Genomic DNA, 13,447 nt, shown 5'->3' with positions numbered 1-13,447 from the left:
ACATGACCGAGACCCTTCCGTCCCGACAGCGTCAACGCTTCCAGAGCTTCGACGACCCGAGCCACCGGAAGGGCGCCGAGCGGATCGAGGCCCTCCGGGCGGCGCTGCGCGAGACCGGACTCGACGGCTTCGTCGTGCCGCGGGCCGACGAGCACCAGTCGGAATACGTTCCCGCCGACGCCGAGCGGCTGGCCTGGCTCACGGGCTTCACCGGCTCGGCCGGCACGGCCGTGATCCTGATGGAGTCCGCGGCACTGGTCGTCGACGGGCGCTACACCCTGCAGGCGCCCGAGCAGGTCGATACCGGCCTCGTCACGGTGGTGCCGCTCGCCGAATCGACGCCGGAGGCCTGGGTCGGAGCCAACCTGCGGCGGGATCAGGTGCTCGGCTACGATCCCTGGCTGCATACCCCGGACGGTCTGGCGCGCCTGGAGCGGGCCGTGACCCGCGCCGGCGGGACCGTGCGGGCGGTGCCGAACCTCGTCGACGCGGTCTGGGCCGGTCGGCCGCGGTCGCCGGCCGGCCCGGTGGTGGTCCATCCCGACGCGCTGTGCGGCGAGGGGGCCGCCGACAAGCTCGGCCGGATCCGGGCGGCGCTCGCCGGGGGCGGCTGCGATGCCCTGGTGATCTCCGACCCGCACAACCTGGCCTGGGCCTTCAACCTGCGCGGGTCCGACGTCGCCCACACGCCCCTGGCGCTGGGTTACGCCATCCTGCCGCGCGAGGGACGGGCCCGGCTGTACCTCGTCTCTCCGAACATCGATCCGGCCCTGCGGGCGGAATTCGCGCCGATCGCCGAGATCCTGCCGCGGGCGGACCTGGACGACGGGCTGGCATCGCTGGCGGGCGCGCGCGTCCGCCTCGACGCCGCGACCGGCGCCGTCGCCCTGAAGGAGAAGATCGAGGCTGCCGGCGGCACGGCCGATGTCGGCAGGGACCCGATAACCGGCATGAAGGCGGTCAAGAACGCCGCCGAGATCGCGGGCGCCCGCGCCGCCCATGTCCGGGACGGGGCGAGCGTCGCGCGCTTCCTCGCCTGGCTCGACGGTGCGGCCGTGGCCGGCGGCCTCACCGAGATCGCCGCCGTCGAGGCCCTAGAAGATTTCCGGGCCGCCGGCGGCGACCTGCGCGAGGTCTCGTTCCCCACGATCTCGGGTTCCGGACCGAACGGCGCGATCGTCCACTACCGGGTGAGCCGCGCCACGGACCGGGCGGTCCAGTCGGGCGAGCTGTTCCTGATCGATTCGGGAGCGCAGTACCCGGACGGCACTACCGACATCACCCGGACGGTCGCGGTCGGCGCGCCGAGCCCGGAGATGCGCGACCGGTTCACGCGGGTGCTGAAGGGGCACGTCGCCATCGCCCGGGCGGTGTTCCCGGTCGGCACGACCGGCGCCCAGATCGACGCCTTCGCGCGGGCACCGCTCTGGCAGGCGGGCCTCGACTTCGACCACGGCACCGGTCACGGCGTCGGCGCCTTCCTGTCGGTGCACGAGGGGCCGCAGCGGATCGCCAAGACCGGCACGGTGGCGCTCGAGCCCGGCATGATCCTGTCGAACGAGCCGGGCTACTACGCCCGCGGCGCCTACGGCATCCGGATCGAGAACCTCGTCCTGGTCGAGGCCCGCGCGATCGCGGGCGGGGAGCGCCCGATGCTCGGCTTCGAGACGCTGACGCTCGCTCCCTACGACCGCCGGCTGATCCGGCCGGACCTGCTCGAGCCCGGGGAGCGGGCCTGGATCGACGCCTATCATGCGAGGGTCCGCGAGACCCTGGCGCCCGGGCTCGACACCGCGACGCGCGACTGGCTCGAGCGGGCGACGGCGCCGCTCGAGGGGTGAGCCGGCCGCAGGGGATCCCGGACGCGGTCCGTGGTAAGACCCGACGCCATGGTAAGACCGGACGCCATGGAAACGCCCGCGCCGAGCCCGACACGCCGCGCGTGAAACCGCGACCGCCCCGCGCGCGAAGGGACAGCATGATCCGCCGCCTCGTCCTCCTGATCCTGGCCCTCGCCGCGAGCCTCTCGGCCGCCGCGGCACAGGGGGTCCCGCAGGGCTTCCGCACGCCCGCGGACCTCGTGCGCGCGAGCCTCGTGGCCGAGTCCGCCGCGGTCGCCGGCGCGCAGCCCTTCACGCTGGCGGTGCGGATGCAGGTCAAGCCCGGCTGGCACGTCTACTGGCGCAACCCGGGCGATTCCGGCCTGCCCCCGGAGGTGACCTGGACCGTGCCGGCCGGCTTCAACGCCGGCGCGATCCGGTGGCCGGCGCCGGAGCGCATCCCGATCGCGACCCTCATGAACTACGGCTACGAGGGCGAGGTCACGCTCCTCGTCCCGGTGACGCCGCCGCCGAGCCTCGACCCGGCCGACCCGGTGCGGATCCAGGCCAAGCTGACTTACCTCGTCTGCGAGACCGAGTGCGTGCCCGGCTCGGCCGATCTCGCCCTGACCCTGCCGGTCGGCAACGCCGAGCCGGACCCGGCCAACGCCGCGCTGTTCGCGCGCGCCCGCGCTGCGCTCCCCGTGCCGGCGCTCTGGCCCCTGAGCCTGTCGAGCCAGGGCGACACCCTGCGCCTCGATTTCGCCGCGGCCGGCCTCAAGCCCGAGGCGGTCCGGAACGCCGCGTACTTCCCCTACGCCGAGACCGCGATCGACAACGCCGCCGCGCAGGTGATGAGCGTCGACGGGACCGGCCTGCACCTGACCCTCGCCCGGAGCAGCCCGACCGACCCGGTGCCCGCCGCGCTGCCCGGCGTCCTGACGGTCGAGGCGGTCGACGCCGCCGGGACCCGCCGGCTCGCCTTCGCGTACGGCGACGAGCCGGTCCTCCCGGCCGCCGCGGCGCCGGCCGCGACCGCGCCGCCCGCGACCGCGCCGGCCGCCGCCGACTTCGACGCGCTGACGCTGGCGACCGCCGCGGCCTTCGCCTTCCTCGGCGGCCTGATCCTCAACCTGATGCCCTGCGTCTTCCCGGTCCTGTCGATCAAGGTGCTCGGCCTCGTGCGGCACGCGGGCGAGGGGCCGGCCCGGCTGCGGCTCCACGGCCTCGCCTACACGGCCGGCGTCCTGGCAAGCTTCCTGGCGCTCGCCGCCGCGCTGATCGGCCTGAAGAGCGGCGGGGCCGCGATCGGCTGGGGGTTCCAGCTCCAGTCGCCCGCCATCGTGGCGGGGCTCGCCTACCTGCTGTTCGCGATGGGCCTGAGCCTCTCGGGCGCGGTCCATGTCGGCGGCCGGCTCGCCGGCCTCGGCGACGGCCTCACCCGGCGCGGCGGCCTGAGCGGCTCGTTCTTCACCGGCGTGCTCGCGACCCTGGTGGCGACGCCTTGCACGGCGCCGTTCATGGGCTCGGCGGTGGGCTTCGCGCTGACCCAGAGCGCCGGCGTGGCGCTCGCCGTCTTCGCGAGCCTCGGCCTCGGCCTCGCCCTGCCCTTCCTGCTCCTGACCCTCTGGCCGCCGGCCCTGCGGGCGCTGCCGCGGCCGGGCGCCTGGATGGAGACCCTCAAGCAGGTGCTGGCCTTCCCGGTCTACGCCACCGTGGCGTGGCTGATCTGGGTGCTGGCGCAGCAGGTCGACCCGCGCGGGCTGCTGGCGGCGCTGATCGGCCTCGTCCTCGTGGGCTTCGCCGCCTGGGCCTGGGAGCACGGCCGCGCCGCCCCGCCGCGGGCCGGCCGGGTCGCGCAGGCCGCCGCCGCGCTGGCGCTGATCGCCGTCGGGGCCCTCGCCGTCACCCTGCCCCGGGACCGCGCCGCGCCGGCCGCGCAGGCCGCCGCCGACGGGATCGAGCCGTTCACGCAGGCGCGCCTCGACGCCCTGCTCGACGCGCACCGCCCCGTCTTCGTGGACATGACCGCCGCGTGGTGCATCACCTGCGCGGTCAACGAGGCGACCTCGCTCAACACCAAGGCCGTGCGGGCCGCGATGGCCGAGCGCGGCGTGACCTACATGAAGGGCGACTGGACCAACCAGAACCCCGAGATCACCCGCCTCCTGGAGAAGCACGGGCGCAGCGGCGTCCCGCTCTACCTGCTCTATACCGGGACGGGAGAGCCCCAGGTGCTGCCGCAGATCCTCACCGAGGGGACGGTCCTGGCGGCGCTGGAGGCGGTGCCGGCCGCCTCGGGCCGGAGCGCGGCGCTGGCGCGCTGAGTCCCTGGAGACCGGGACGCGCGAATCTTCGCGGGCCCGTCCCACCGTCTTTACGAGCGGAGCGAAGCAACCCAGCAGCGCCGCGCTCACCGGCGTTCCGCCGCCCTGGGTCGCTTCGCTGCGCTCGCGATGACGGTGCGCCGGAGCGAAGTCCTATCCGGACGGCCCGTGAGGCCGCCTCAGGCCTCCAGCGAGAAGGTCTCGTCGAAGGCGTAGCCCGAGCCCCGGACCGTGCGGATCGGGTCGGTCTGGCGCGGGCCGTTCAGCGCCTTGCGCAGCCGCCCGACATGGACGTCGACGGTGCGCTCGTCGATGTAGACGTCGTGGCCCCACACCCCGTCGAGGAGCTGCTCGCGGGAGAAGACCCGGCCCGGCGCCAGCATCAGGAATTCCAGGAGCCTGAACTCCGTGGGGCCCAGATGCAGCTCCTCGCCGCCGCGGCGGACGCGGTGGCCGGTGCGGTCGAGTTCCAGGTCGCCCGCCGCCAGCCGGTCCGAGACGTGGGCGGGCTTGGCCCGGCGCAGGAGCGCGCGGATCCGGGCGAGCAGCTCCGGGACCGAGAACGGCTTGACGATGTAGTCGTCGGCGCCGGTGCCGAGCCCGCGGACGCGGTCGCCCTCCTCGCCGCGGGCGGTGAGCATGATCACCGGCAGGCGCTCGGTCTCCCGGCGCGCCCGGATCCGACGGCACAGCTCGATCCCCGAGAGGCCGGGCAGCATCCAGTCGAGCAGGACGAGGTCCGGGATCCGCTCCGCCAGGAGCAGCTCGGCGTCGTCGCCGCGCGCCGCCGAATCCACCAGGAAGCCCTCGGCCTCCAGGTTGTAGCGCAGCAGCGTGCTCAGGGCCTCCTCGTCCTCGACGATCAGGACTTGCATGCTCACGTTCGAAAACTCGTTCTGCGGGCGGTCACCGGATGGTGCAGGAGGCGCCGCCCCGCCTCAACCCGCACGGAGAGTGACCCCGGCCGCGCCCACAGGAAGGCGCCGGGGTCGGCGCCTCACGGCGCCTGCACGCCGTCCACGGTCGCGTAGTTCGACGCGTCGTTCTTCGGCCGGTCACCCGCCAGCGTCTCGCCCGTGGCGAGGTAGTGGATCGTCTCGGCGATGTTGGTGGTGTGGTCGCCGATGCGCTCGACGTTCTTCGCGCAGAACAGGAGATGCGTGCAGAACGAGATGTTGCGCGGATCCTCCATCATGTAGGTCAGGAGCTCGCGGAACAGGGAATTGTACAGGGCGTCGATCTCGCCGTCGCGCTCCCAGACGTCGTGGGCCGCCTGGACGTCGCGGCTCCCGTAGGCGTCGAGCACGTCCTTCAGCTGACCCTCGGCGAGGTCGCTCATGTGGCGCACGCCGAGCACGATCTTCTGGGCCGGCGCCTGATCGGAGATCGCCACCACGCGCTTGGCGACGTTCTTGGCGAGGTCGCCGATCCGCTCCAGATCGCCGGAGACGCGGATCGCCGAGATGGTCTCGCGCAGGTCGATCGCCAGGGGCTGGCGCCGGGCGATCAGCAGCACGGCGCGCTCCTCGATGTCCCGCTGCAGCGCGTCGAGGCGCTTGTCGGCGAGGATCACAGCCTGGGCGAGCGTGTCGTCCCGGCGCACGAGGGCGTCGGTCGCCTCCGCGGTCATCTTCTCGGCGACGCCGCCCATCTCCGAGATCGAGCGACGCAGGTTCTCCAGGTCGGTGTCGTAGGAGGTGACGATATGGCCGGGCATGGCGGATCCTTCGATGGGGTCCCGGGGACGGCCCTCCGGGAGGCTTGCGGGACCCGCCGGCGCGCCGGAGACGCGAGCGGCGGTCCCGGGACCGGAGCGGCCCGGCAGACTAGCCGAAGCGGCCGGTGATGTAGTCCTGCGTGCGGCGTTCCGTCGGGTTCATGAACATGCGGTTGGTCGGACCGAACTCGACGAGCTGCCCCAGATACATGAAGGCGGTGAACTGCGAGATGCGCGCCGCCTGCTGCATGTTGTGGGTGACGATCACGATGGTGAACTCGTCGCGCAGCTGCTCGATCAGCTCCTCGATGCGGCCGGTGGAGATCGGGTCGAGCGCCGAGGTCGGCTCGTCGAACAGGATCACCTCCGGCTTCTGCGCCACCGTCCGGGCGATGCACAGGCGCTGCTGCTGGCCGCCCGACAGGCCGGTCCCGGGCTGCCGGAGCTTGTCCTTCACCTCGTCCCAGAGGGCGGCCTTGCGCAGGGATTCCTCGATCCGGCCGTCGAGCTCGGATTTCGGCAGCTTCTCGTAGAGGCGCAGGCCGAAGGCCACGTTGTCGTAGATCGACATCGGGAACGGCGTCGGCTTCTGGAACACCATGCCGATGCGCGAGCGCAGCTCGTTCAGGTCGACGGAGGGGCTGAGGATGTTCTCGCCGTCGAGCAGGATCTCGCCCTCCGCGCGCTGCTCCGGGTAGAGGCTGTAGATCCGGTTGAAGCAGCGCAGCAGGGTGGACTTGCCGCAGCCGGAGGGGCCGATCAGCGCCGTCACCTGCCGGTCGTGGAAGTTGAGGTTGACGTCCTTCAGCCCGTGGAAGCTGCCGTAGTAGAAGTTCAGGTCCTTGACGGCGATCCGCACGGGGCCGCCCTCTTCGGCGCGGTTGCGGTTCAGCTCGACCGTGGGGATCGCGGAGGCGGCGTTCATCGTCGTGTCCTCGAAAGGGGGCTCAGCGCGAGGCCTGCGGCTTGATCACGAGGCGCGCGATGATCGACAGCGCCAGGATGGTGGTGGTGATCAGGAGCGCGCCCGCCCAGGCCAGGCCCTGCCAGTTCGTGTAGGGCGAGAGGGCGAACTGGTAGATCATCACCGGCAGGTTCGCGACGCCGCCCATCAGGTTGGCCGAGAACCAGGAATTGTTGTTGAGCGCGGTGAACAGCAGCGGCGCGGTCTCGCCGGCGATGCGGGCGAGAGCCAGGATGATGCCGGTGACGATGCCGGCCGAGGCCGCCCGCCAGGTCACGCTCATGATCACCGTCGAGGGCGGCGCGCCGAGCGCCGCGCCGGCCTCCCGCAGGGTGCCGGGCACGAGGCGCAGCATGTCCTCGGTGGTGCGCACGATCACCGGCACGGCGATGATCGCCAGCGCCACGCCGCCGGCCCAGCCCGAGTAGGTGCCCATCGGCCGCACCATCAGCGTGTAGACGAACAGGCCGATCAGGATCGACGGCGCCGAGAGCAGGACGTCGTTGAGGAAGCGGATCAGGGCGGCCAGCTTCGAGCCGCGCCCGTACTCGGCCAGGAAGGTCCCGGCCATGACGCCGACCGGCGTGGCGATCAGGATACCGATCCCGGTCAGAACGAGGCTGCCCAGGATGGCGTTGGCGATGCCGCCGCCCTCGGAGCCCGGGCCCGGGGTCGGGTTGGTGAACAGGGTCGGCGTGAAGCCGCGCACGCCCTGGACGATCAGCATCACCAGGATCGAGCCGAGAACCAGGGCGCCGACCACCGTCGCGGCGGCGCAGGCGACGCGCAGGGTCCGGTCGGCGACGCGGCGTCCCTGGCGGACGCGGCCGGGGCGGTGCTGGGCGGCCGGGGCGATCGTGCTGGAGGAAACCATCGCGCGTGCTCCTCAGGCGGACTGGACGCGGCGCGTCAGCAGCCGGGCGATGATGAGCACCACGAAGGTGATCACGAACAGGATGCAGCCCAGCGCCATCAGCGCGTTCAGCTGGAGGCCGTCCGCCTCGTTGAACTCGTTGGCGATGCGCGACGCGATGGTCGAGCTGGGGTCGAAGATCGAGGCCGAGAGCCGGTTGGCGTTGCCGACCACGAAGGTCACCGCCATCGTCTCGCCGAGCGCCCGGCCGAGGCCGAGCATGATCGCGCCGATGATCGAGACGGCCGCCTGCGGCACCAGCACGTGGCGCACGACCTCCCAGGTGGTGCAGCCGATGCCGTAGGCGCTCTCGCGCAGCACGGTCGGGATCTGGTCGAGCATGTCCCGGGCGATCGAGGCGATGAACGGCACGATCATGATCGCCAGGATGATCCCGGCGGTGAAGACGCCGACGCCCGACGGCACCCGGGCGTAGAACAGCGTGCCGACGATCGGCATGCCCTCCACGAGGTTCGAGACCGGGATCTGGACGTAGCGCGCCAGGAGCGGCGCGAACACGAACAGGCCCCACATGCCGTAGATGATGCTCGGCACGGCCGCGAGCAGCTCGATCGTCATGGCGACCGGCTTGCGGGCCCAGCCCGGACAGAGCTGGGTCAGGTAGACCGCGATGCCCAGCGAGACGGGCACGCCGATCAGCAGGGCCAGGAAGGCGGAGGCGACGGTCCCGATCACCGCGACCAGGGCGCCGTACTGCTCGGTCCCGACGTTCCAGGCGCTGGAGGTCAGGAAGCCGAAGCCGAACTCGCGGAAGGCGGGCCAGCCGCCGTACAGGATCGAGCCGAGGATGCCGGCGAGCACGAGCAGCACCAGCAGGGCCGCGCCGTACGAGCAGGTCCGGAACAGCGTGTCGAGGCTCCGGCTCGGCGCCTTCCGCGCGGTCGCGGAACGGGTTCGGCCGAGGGCGATCGATTCGGTCAAAGCGGGCATCCGCGGTTCTCTGCGAAGGGGGGCGTGGTAGCGCGGTGCGTTCCCGGAAGCGAGGGAGGAGGTTCTCACCCCCTCCCCGCCACGCTCACATGTTGAGGACAGGCTTGCCGTCCTTGCCCTTCACGTCCTTCCACTCCTGGTGGATCAGTTCGACGACGTTGTCCGGCAGCGGGACGTAGTCGAGGTCGGTGGCGAGCGTGTCGCCGTTCTTGTAGGCCCAGTCGAAGAACTTGAGCACGGCGGCGGACTTGGCCGGATCGGCGGCGTCCTTGTGGACCAGGATGAAGGTCGCCGCCGTGATCGGCCACGCCGCCTCGCCCGGCTGGTTGGTCAGCGAGATGCCGAAGCCCGGGGTCGCCTTCCAGTCGGCGCTCGCCGCCGCGGCCTGGAACGCCTTGTCGTCGGGCTGCGGGTACTGGCCGGCCTTGTTCTGCAGCAGGGCGTAGGAGAGCTTGTTCTGCTTGGCGTAGGCCGACTCGACGTAGCCGATGGCGTTCGGAACCTGCTTGACGGTGGCGGTCACGCCCTCGTTGCCCTTGCCGCCCTGACCGACCGGCCAGGAGATCGTCGTGGCCGCGCCGTACTCCTTCTTCCAGGGCTCGGAGACCTGGGACAGGTAGGTGGTGAAGATGTTGGTCGTGCCCGACGCGTCGGAGCGGTAGACCGGGGTGATGTTGGCGTCGGGCAGCTTCAGCCCGTCATTGAGCTTGGCGATGCGCGGATCGCTCCACTTCGCGATCTTGCCGGCGTAGATGTCGGCCAGCACGTCGCCGGTGAGCTTCAGCTTGCCGGGCTCGATCCCGGGGATGTTCACCACCGGCACGACGCCGCCCATCACGGTCGGGAACTGGACGAGGCCGTCCTTGGCCAGCTGCTCGGGCTTCAGGGGCGCGTCGGTGGCGCCGAAATCGACCGTCTTGGCCTGGATCTGCTTGATGCCGCCGCCGGAGCCGATCGACTGGTAGTTGAGGCCCGAGCCGGTCTCCTTGCGATAGGCCTCGGCCCACTTCGAGTAGACCGGGAACGGGAAGGTGGCGCCGGCGCCGGTGATATCGGCGGCGAGCGCCGCGGACGCCAGCTGAACCGTCGCGAGGCCGACGGCGAGCGCGTAAGCGAAGGGTCTCAAAGGAATCTCCGTTGCCGTCGGGCTAGAGCCTGCGCTGCCCCGCCGGCGGGCCCGTGCCCGCGGCAGAGCCCTGCGGCCGATCTTCCGAAGAGACCCAGCGCCGGCCGCCCGATGGCCGGGCGGTTACGACAAGTAGATGACACCGGGATGACACGGGGGATGACGGGGGGACGACACGGGGGACGACACCGCACGTCGGCCGGGCGCGGCACGGTTCCGGCCTCTCGCGCGTTCCTCTCAGCCAGGAGCGGCAGCCGGCAGCAGAAGGACGCGCGGATCGTGGGCGGCGACGAGGTGGATGCGGCGACGGAATCCGATCCGGCCTGGCTGGCCTTGCACGCCGAGCGGGAGGCCGTGGAGCGGGCGCTCGCGCTGGCGCAGGCCCGGCAGAAATTCAGCCCCGACCCGGACGCGGCCTCCGCGGCGCGCGTCGAGGAGGCGGAGCTGCTGGTGAGCCTTGACCGCGTGCTGACGCTGATTCGTGCGGCCGAGTACCGTCGCCGGCCGGGGGCGCGCCGCTGGTGAGGCCGCCGCCCCGCGTCAGACAGCCCGGCGCAGCTCCCGCTCCTTCTGGCGCAGGCGCAGGAGCAGCTCGACATGCGTGTCGGTGATCGGCTGCGTGTCGACGCTGCCCTCGTAGACCGTGCGGAGCGTGAGGCCGAGCTGGCGGGTGTCGACCGCCCGCTTCAGGGGCTGTCCCGCGGGCAGAGACCCATCGGAGTCGACGACTGACGGCTTCATGGCTCCTCCCGCCCTTCGACCGCCCAACCCTGCCGCGGTACCGGGATGGCAGCATTCTCGCGATGAATAGTTAACGAATTGTTACCTTCAACCAACGGTTAAGGTTGACGCCGGTTCACGCGTCGGCGCCCTGGAGGAGTCGCGCGGCCGCCGCCCTGGCCTCGTCGGTGACGGTGGCGCCCGCCAGCATCCGGGCGATCTCCTCGCGGCGCTCGGCGACCGGCAGGCTCGCCACCCGCGTGGCGACGCGGCCGGCCCCTTTCACGGGGGCCTTGGCGATCAGGAAATGCGTCTCCGCCCGCGCGGCGACCTGGGGCGCGTGGGTGACCGCGACCACCTGCACGGTCGCCGCCAGCCGGGCGAGCCGCATCCCGATGGCGTCCGCCACCGCGCCGCCCACGCCGGTATCGATCTCGTCGAAGATGAGCGTCGGGGCCGAGCCCTTGTCGGCCAGCACGACCTTCAGCGCCAGCATGAAGCGCGACAGCTCGCCGCCCGAGGCGACCTTCATCATCGGGCCGGGCTTGGTCCCGGGATTGGTCTGGGCCCAGAACTCGACCCGGTCGGTGCCGGCCGGGTCGCGGGAATCCGGGTCCGTGGCGATCTCGGTGATGAAGCGGGCGCGCTCCAGCTTGAGCGGCGGCAGCTCGGCCTTCACGGCCGCGTCGAGCTGCTTGGCCGCCCGGCGCCGCCCGGCGCTGAGCTTCTCGGCCGCCTCGGCGTAGGCGGCCTCCGCCGTCGCGAGCGCCTGCTCCAGCCCGGCCAGCGCCGCCTCGCCGGCATCGATCGCCGCCACGTCGCCGGCGTAGCGCTCCGCCAGGGCCGCGAGGTCATCGGCCGGGACATCGTACTTGCGCGAGGCGGCGCGCAGGGCGAAGAGCCGCTCCTCGACGCGCTCCAGGTCGCGGGGGTCGAACTCCGTCTCGGCCACCGCCGCCTCGAGGACCGCGCGGGCTTCGTCGAGGGCGACCATCGCGGCGTCGAGGACGTTCACGCACGGGTCCACCAGGGCCGGCAGCTGCGCCGCGCGCCGCTCCAGCTTGCGCAGGGCGGCCGAGAGGTGCGGCACGCCGGAATGGGGGCCGCCGACGGCCTCGAGCGCCTCGTTGAGCTCGCGCGCGACCTTCTCGGATTGCTGCATGATCGTGCGGCGCTCGGCGAGCTGGGCCTCCTCACCGGCGAGCGGCGCCAGTGCGGCGAGCTCCTCCACGGCGTGGCGCAGGAAGTCGGATTCCTTGCGGGCCGCCTCCACGCGGGCGCGGTGCTCGGCGAGTTCGGTGCGGGCATGCCGCACGGTCCGCGACGCGGCGGCGACCTTCGCGAGCTGAGTCTGGAGGCCGCCGAAGGCATCGAGGATCGCCCGGTGCGAGGCGGGGTCGGCCAGCGCCCGGTCATCGTGCTGACCGTGGATCTCCACGAGAGCCGCGCCGATCGCCCGCAGGACCTGAACGCCCACCGGCTGGTCGTTGACGAAGGCGCGGGTCCGGCCGTCCGCCATCTGGGTCCGGCGCAGGATCAAGTCGCCCTCGGTGTCGATCTCGGCCTCGGCCGCGATCCGGCGCGCCGGATGGTCGAGGGGCAGATCGAACACCGCCGTGACCGCGCCCTGCGCCTCGCCGTGGCGGACGAGGCGGCCGTCGCCGCGGCCGCCGAGCGCCAGGGCGAAGGCGTCGAGCAGGATCGATTTGCCCGCGCCCGTCTCCCCGGTCAGGACGCTGAGCCCCGATCGGAAATTCAGTTCGAGCCTGTCGATCAGGACGATGTCGCGGATCGCGAGCTGCGCCAGCATGCGGCGACGGGGATTCCTCAGGATGGGACCGCAGACATAAGGCCGCCGCGGCGCGGATTCACCCCAAAAATGCGTCGCACCGCGCGGTCGGTGCAACGCGCCGGGCGCCGCAATGGGCAAGGCCCGGAGCGGCGGCTCCGGGCCTCGAGGTTTCGTGGGCAGTCCCCGCGCGGGCGCGGCGGCTTACTGGGCCGAGGCGGTCTTGCCCGTGACGGTCCGGTAGATCTTCGAGAGGAACGAGCTCTTCTCCTCGCGGGGCTCGAGACCGCCCTGCGCCAGCAGCGCGTGGGCGTCCTTGTACCAGGGGCTCTCCGGGAAGTTGTGGCCGAGCACCGCGGCGGCGTTCTGCGCCTCCTGGGTGATGCCGAGCGCCCAGTAGGCCTCGGTCAGGCGCTCGAGCGCCTCCTCGGCGTGCCGGGTGGTCTGATACTTGGCGACCACGTCGCGGAAGCGGTTGATCGCCGCCGGGAAATTGCGCTTCTCGAGGTAGAAGCGGCCGATCTCCATCTCCTTGCCGGCGAGCTGATCGCGGGTGATCTGGATCTTCGCCTTCGCGTCCGCGGCGTATTCGGAGGTCGGGTACTTCTGCACCAGCTCCTGCAGCGCGACGAGGGCCTTCTCGGAGCGTTCCTGATCGCGGGTGACGTCCGGGATCTGCTTATAGTTCGACATCGCCATCAGGTACTGCGCGTAGGCCGCATCCTTGCTGGCCGGATGGCGCTGCAGGTAGCGCTTCGAGGCGCTGATCGCGTCGTCGTACTTCTGGCCCTCGTAATTGGCGTAGGCCGTCATCAGCAGCGCCTTCCGGGACCAATCGGAGTACTGGTACTGCTTGTCCAGGCTGTCGAATTTCTTGACCGCGCCCTCGTAGTCGCTGTCCTCGAGCTTGGCGAGGCCGTCGCTGTACAGCTTGTCGGCCGGAACGTCCGGCACGACCTCGGGCTTGTACTTCTCGGCGAAGATGCTCGTCGGGTCGAAGTCGCAGCCGCCGAGGCCCAGGCCGAGGACGGCCACGAGGGGCGCCGCGAAGGCCGCTGCCCGGCGATGACGAATGGTGACAGGCATCTGGCGCTCTTTCCCGGAACCGGCGCCGTTGCGC

The 13,447-nt window shown here is 72.0% G+C and carries 12 protein-coding genes; 3 read left to right on the top strand and 9 right to left on the bottom strand.

Annotated elements, in window-relative coordinates; genetic code table 11:
• The first annotated feature begins 2 nt into the window (after window positions 1–2).
• Window positions 3–1,841: an aminopeptidase P family protein gene (locus tag ACQKQD_RS25380; RefSeq protein ID WP_427509904.1), complete on the top strand. Its 1,839-nt coding sequence runs from the start codon at window positions 3–5 to the stop codon at window positions 1,839–1,841.
• A gap of 137 nt (window positions 1,842–1,978) precedes the next feature.
• Window positions 1,979–4,147 (top strand): protein-disulfide reductase DsbD family protein, encoded by a 2,169-nt coding sequence (locus ACQKQD_RS25375; protein ID WP_427509903.1) that lies wholly within the window; start codon window positions 1,979–1,981, stop codon window positions 4,145–4,147.
• A gap of 179 nt (window positions 4,148–4,326) precedes the next feature.
• Here ACQKQD_RS25375 and phoB read toward each other — a convergent pair whose 3' ends face one another.
• The 6 genes from phoB to pstS all read right to left on the bottom strand — a co-directional run bounded on the left by phoB (window position 4,327) and on the right by pstS (window position 9,818).
• A complete protein-coding gene (gene phoB / locus ACQKQD_RS25370; protein ID WP_042671704.1) occupies window positions 4,327–5,022 on the bottom strand; it encodes a phosphate regulon transcriptional regulator PhoB in 696 nt (231 codons plus the stop codon).
• A 122-nt stretch (window positions 5,023–5,144) separates the two neighbouring features.
• A complete protein-coding gene (phoU, locus tag ACQKQD_RS25365; RefSeq protein WP_020094142.1) occupies window positions 5,145–5,864 on the bottom strand; it encodes a phosphate signaling complex protein PhoU in 720 nt (239 codons plus the stop codon).
• Window positions 5,865–5,973: 109 nt separating this feature from the next.
• Entirely contained in the window at window positions 5,974–6,789 is an 816-nt protein-coding gene (gene pstB, locus ACQKQD_RS25360) for a phosphate ABC transporter ATP-binding protein PstB (protein ID WP_020094141.1), read from the bottom strand.
• A gap of 22 nt (window positions 6,790–6,811) precedes the next feature.
• Window positions 6,812–7,702: a phosphate ABC transporter permease PstA gene (gene pstA, locus ACQKQD_RS25355; protein WP_427509902.1), complete on the bottom strand. Its 891-nt coding sequence runs from the start codon at window positions 7,700–7,702 to the stop codon at window positions 6,812–6,814.
• A 12-nt stretch (window positions 7,703–7,714) separates the two neighbouring features.
• Window positions 7,715–8,692 carry a phosphate ABC transporter permease subunit PstC gene (gene pstC, locus ACQKQD_RS25350; RefSeq protein WP_091927093.1) on the bottom strand — a complete coding sequence of 326 codons (978 nt, stop codon included), beginning with the start codon at window positions 8,690–8,692 and terminating at the stop codon, window positions 7,715–7,717.
• An 85-nt stretch (window positions 8,693–8,777) separates the two neighbouring features.
• On the bottom strand, window positions 8,778–9,818 hold the full coding sequence (pstS, locus tag ACQKQD_RS25345; protein ID WP_020094138.1) for a phosphate ABC transporter substrate-binding protein PstS: 1,041 nt from the start codon (window positions 9,816–9,818) through the stop codon (window positions 8,778–8,780).
• Between the two features lie 279 nt (window positions 9,819–10,097).
• On the opposite strand from pstS, the gene ACQKQD_RS25340 reads away from it, so the two are divergent.
• On the top strand, window positions 10,098–10,343 hold the full coding sequence (locus tag ACQKQD_RS25340; protein ID WP_020094137.1) for a hypothetical protein: 246 nt from the start codon (window positions 10,098–10,100) through the stop codon (window positions 10,341–10,343).
• Window positions 10,344–10,358: 15 nt separating this feature from the next.
• On the opposite strand, the gene ACQKQD_RS25335 is transcribed toward ACQKQD_RS25340, so the two are convergent.
• From ACQKQD_RS25335 to ACQKQD_RS25325, 3 genes are all read right to left on the bottom strand, one after another.
• Window positions 10,359–10,559 carry a hypothetical protein gene (locus tag ACQKQD_RS25335; RefSeq protein ID WP_020094136.1) on the bottom strand — a complete coding sequence of 67 codons (201 nt, stop codon included), beginning with the start codon at window positions 10,557–10,559 and terminating at the stop codon, window positions 10,359–10,361.
• Between the two features lie 115 nt (window positions 10,560–10,674).
• Window positions 10,675–12,348: a DNA repair protein RecN gene (recN, locus tag ACQKQD_RS25330; RefSeq protein WP_020094135.1), complete on the bottom strand. Its 1,674-nt coding sequence runs from the start codon at window positions 12,346–12,348 to the stop codon at window positions 10,675–10,677.
• Between the two features lie 183 nt (window positions 12,349–12,531).
• Window positions 12,532–13,413 (bottom strand): outer membrane protein assembly factor BamD, encoded by an 882-nt coding sequence (locus ACQKQD_RS25325; RefSeq protein WP_091979221.1) that lies wholly within the window; start codon window positions 13,411–13,413, stop codon window positions 12,532–12,534.
• Window positions 13,414–13,447 lie beyond the last annotated feature (34 nt).

Source organism: Methylobacterium sp. NPDC080182 (assembly GCF_050281105.1).
Classification (GTDB): Bacteria; Pseudomonadota; Alphaproteobacteria; order Rhizobiales; family Beijerinckiaceae; genus Methylobacterium.
This window is presented reverse-complemented; position numbering and strand designations above follow the sequence as displayed.

Coding starts and splice junctions, on each gene's coding strand:
- phoU (WP_020094142.1), bottom strand. CDS start 5,864: ATGCCCGGCCATATCGTCACCTCCTACGACACCGACCTGGAGAACCTG.
- ACQKQD_RS25335 (WP_020094136.1), bottom strand. CDS start 10,559: ATGAAGCCGTCAGTCGTCGACTCCGATGGGTCTCTGCCCGCGGGACAG.
- ACQKQD_RS25375 (WP_427509903.1), top strand. CDS start 1,979: ATGATCCGCCGCCTCGTCCTCCTGATCCTGGCCCTCGCCGCGAGCCTC.
- ACQKQD_RS25325 (WP_091979221.1), bottom strand. CDS start 13,413: ATGCCTGTCACCATTCGTCATCGCCGGGCAGCGGCCTTCGCGGCGCCC.
- phoB (WP_042671704.1), bottom strand. CDS start 5,022: ATGCAAGTCCTGATCGTCGAGGACGAGGAGGCCCTGAGCACGCTGCTG.
- recN (WP_020094135.1), bottom strand. CDS start 12,348: ATGCTGGCGCAGCTCGCGATCCGCGACATCGTCCTGATCGACAGGCTC.
- pstC (WP_091927093.1), bottom strand. CDS start 8,692: ATGCCCGCTTTGACCGAATCGATCGCCCTCGGCCGAACCCGTTCCGCG.
- ACQKQD_RS25380 (WP_427509904.1), top strand. CDS start 3: ATGACCGAGACCCTTCCGTCCCGACAGCGTCAACGCTTCCAGAGCTTC.
- pstB (WP_020094141.1), bottom strand. CDS start 6,789: ATGAACGCCGCCTCCGCGATCCCCACGGTCGAGCTGAACCGCAACCGC.
- pstA (WP_427509902.1), bottom strand. CDS start 7,702: ATGGTTTCCTCCAGCACGATCGCCCCGGCCGCCCAGCACCGCCCCGGC.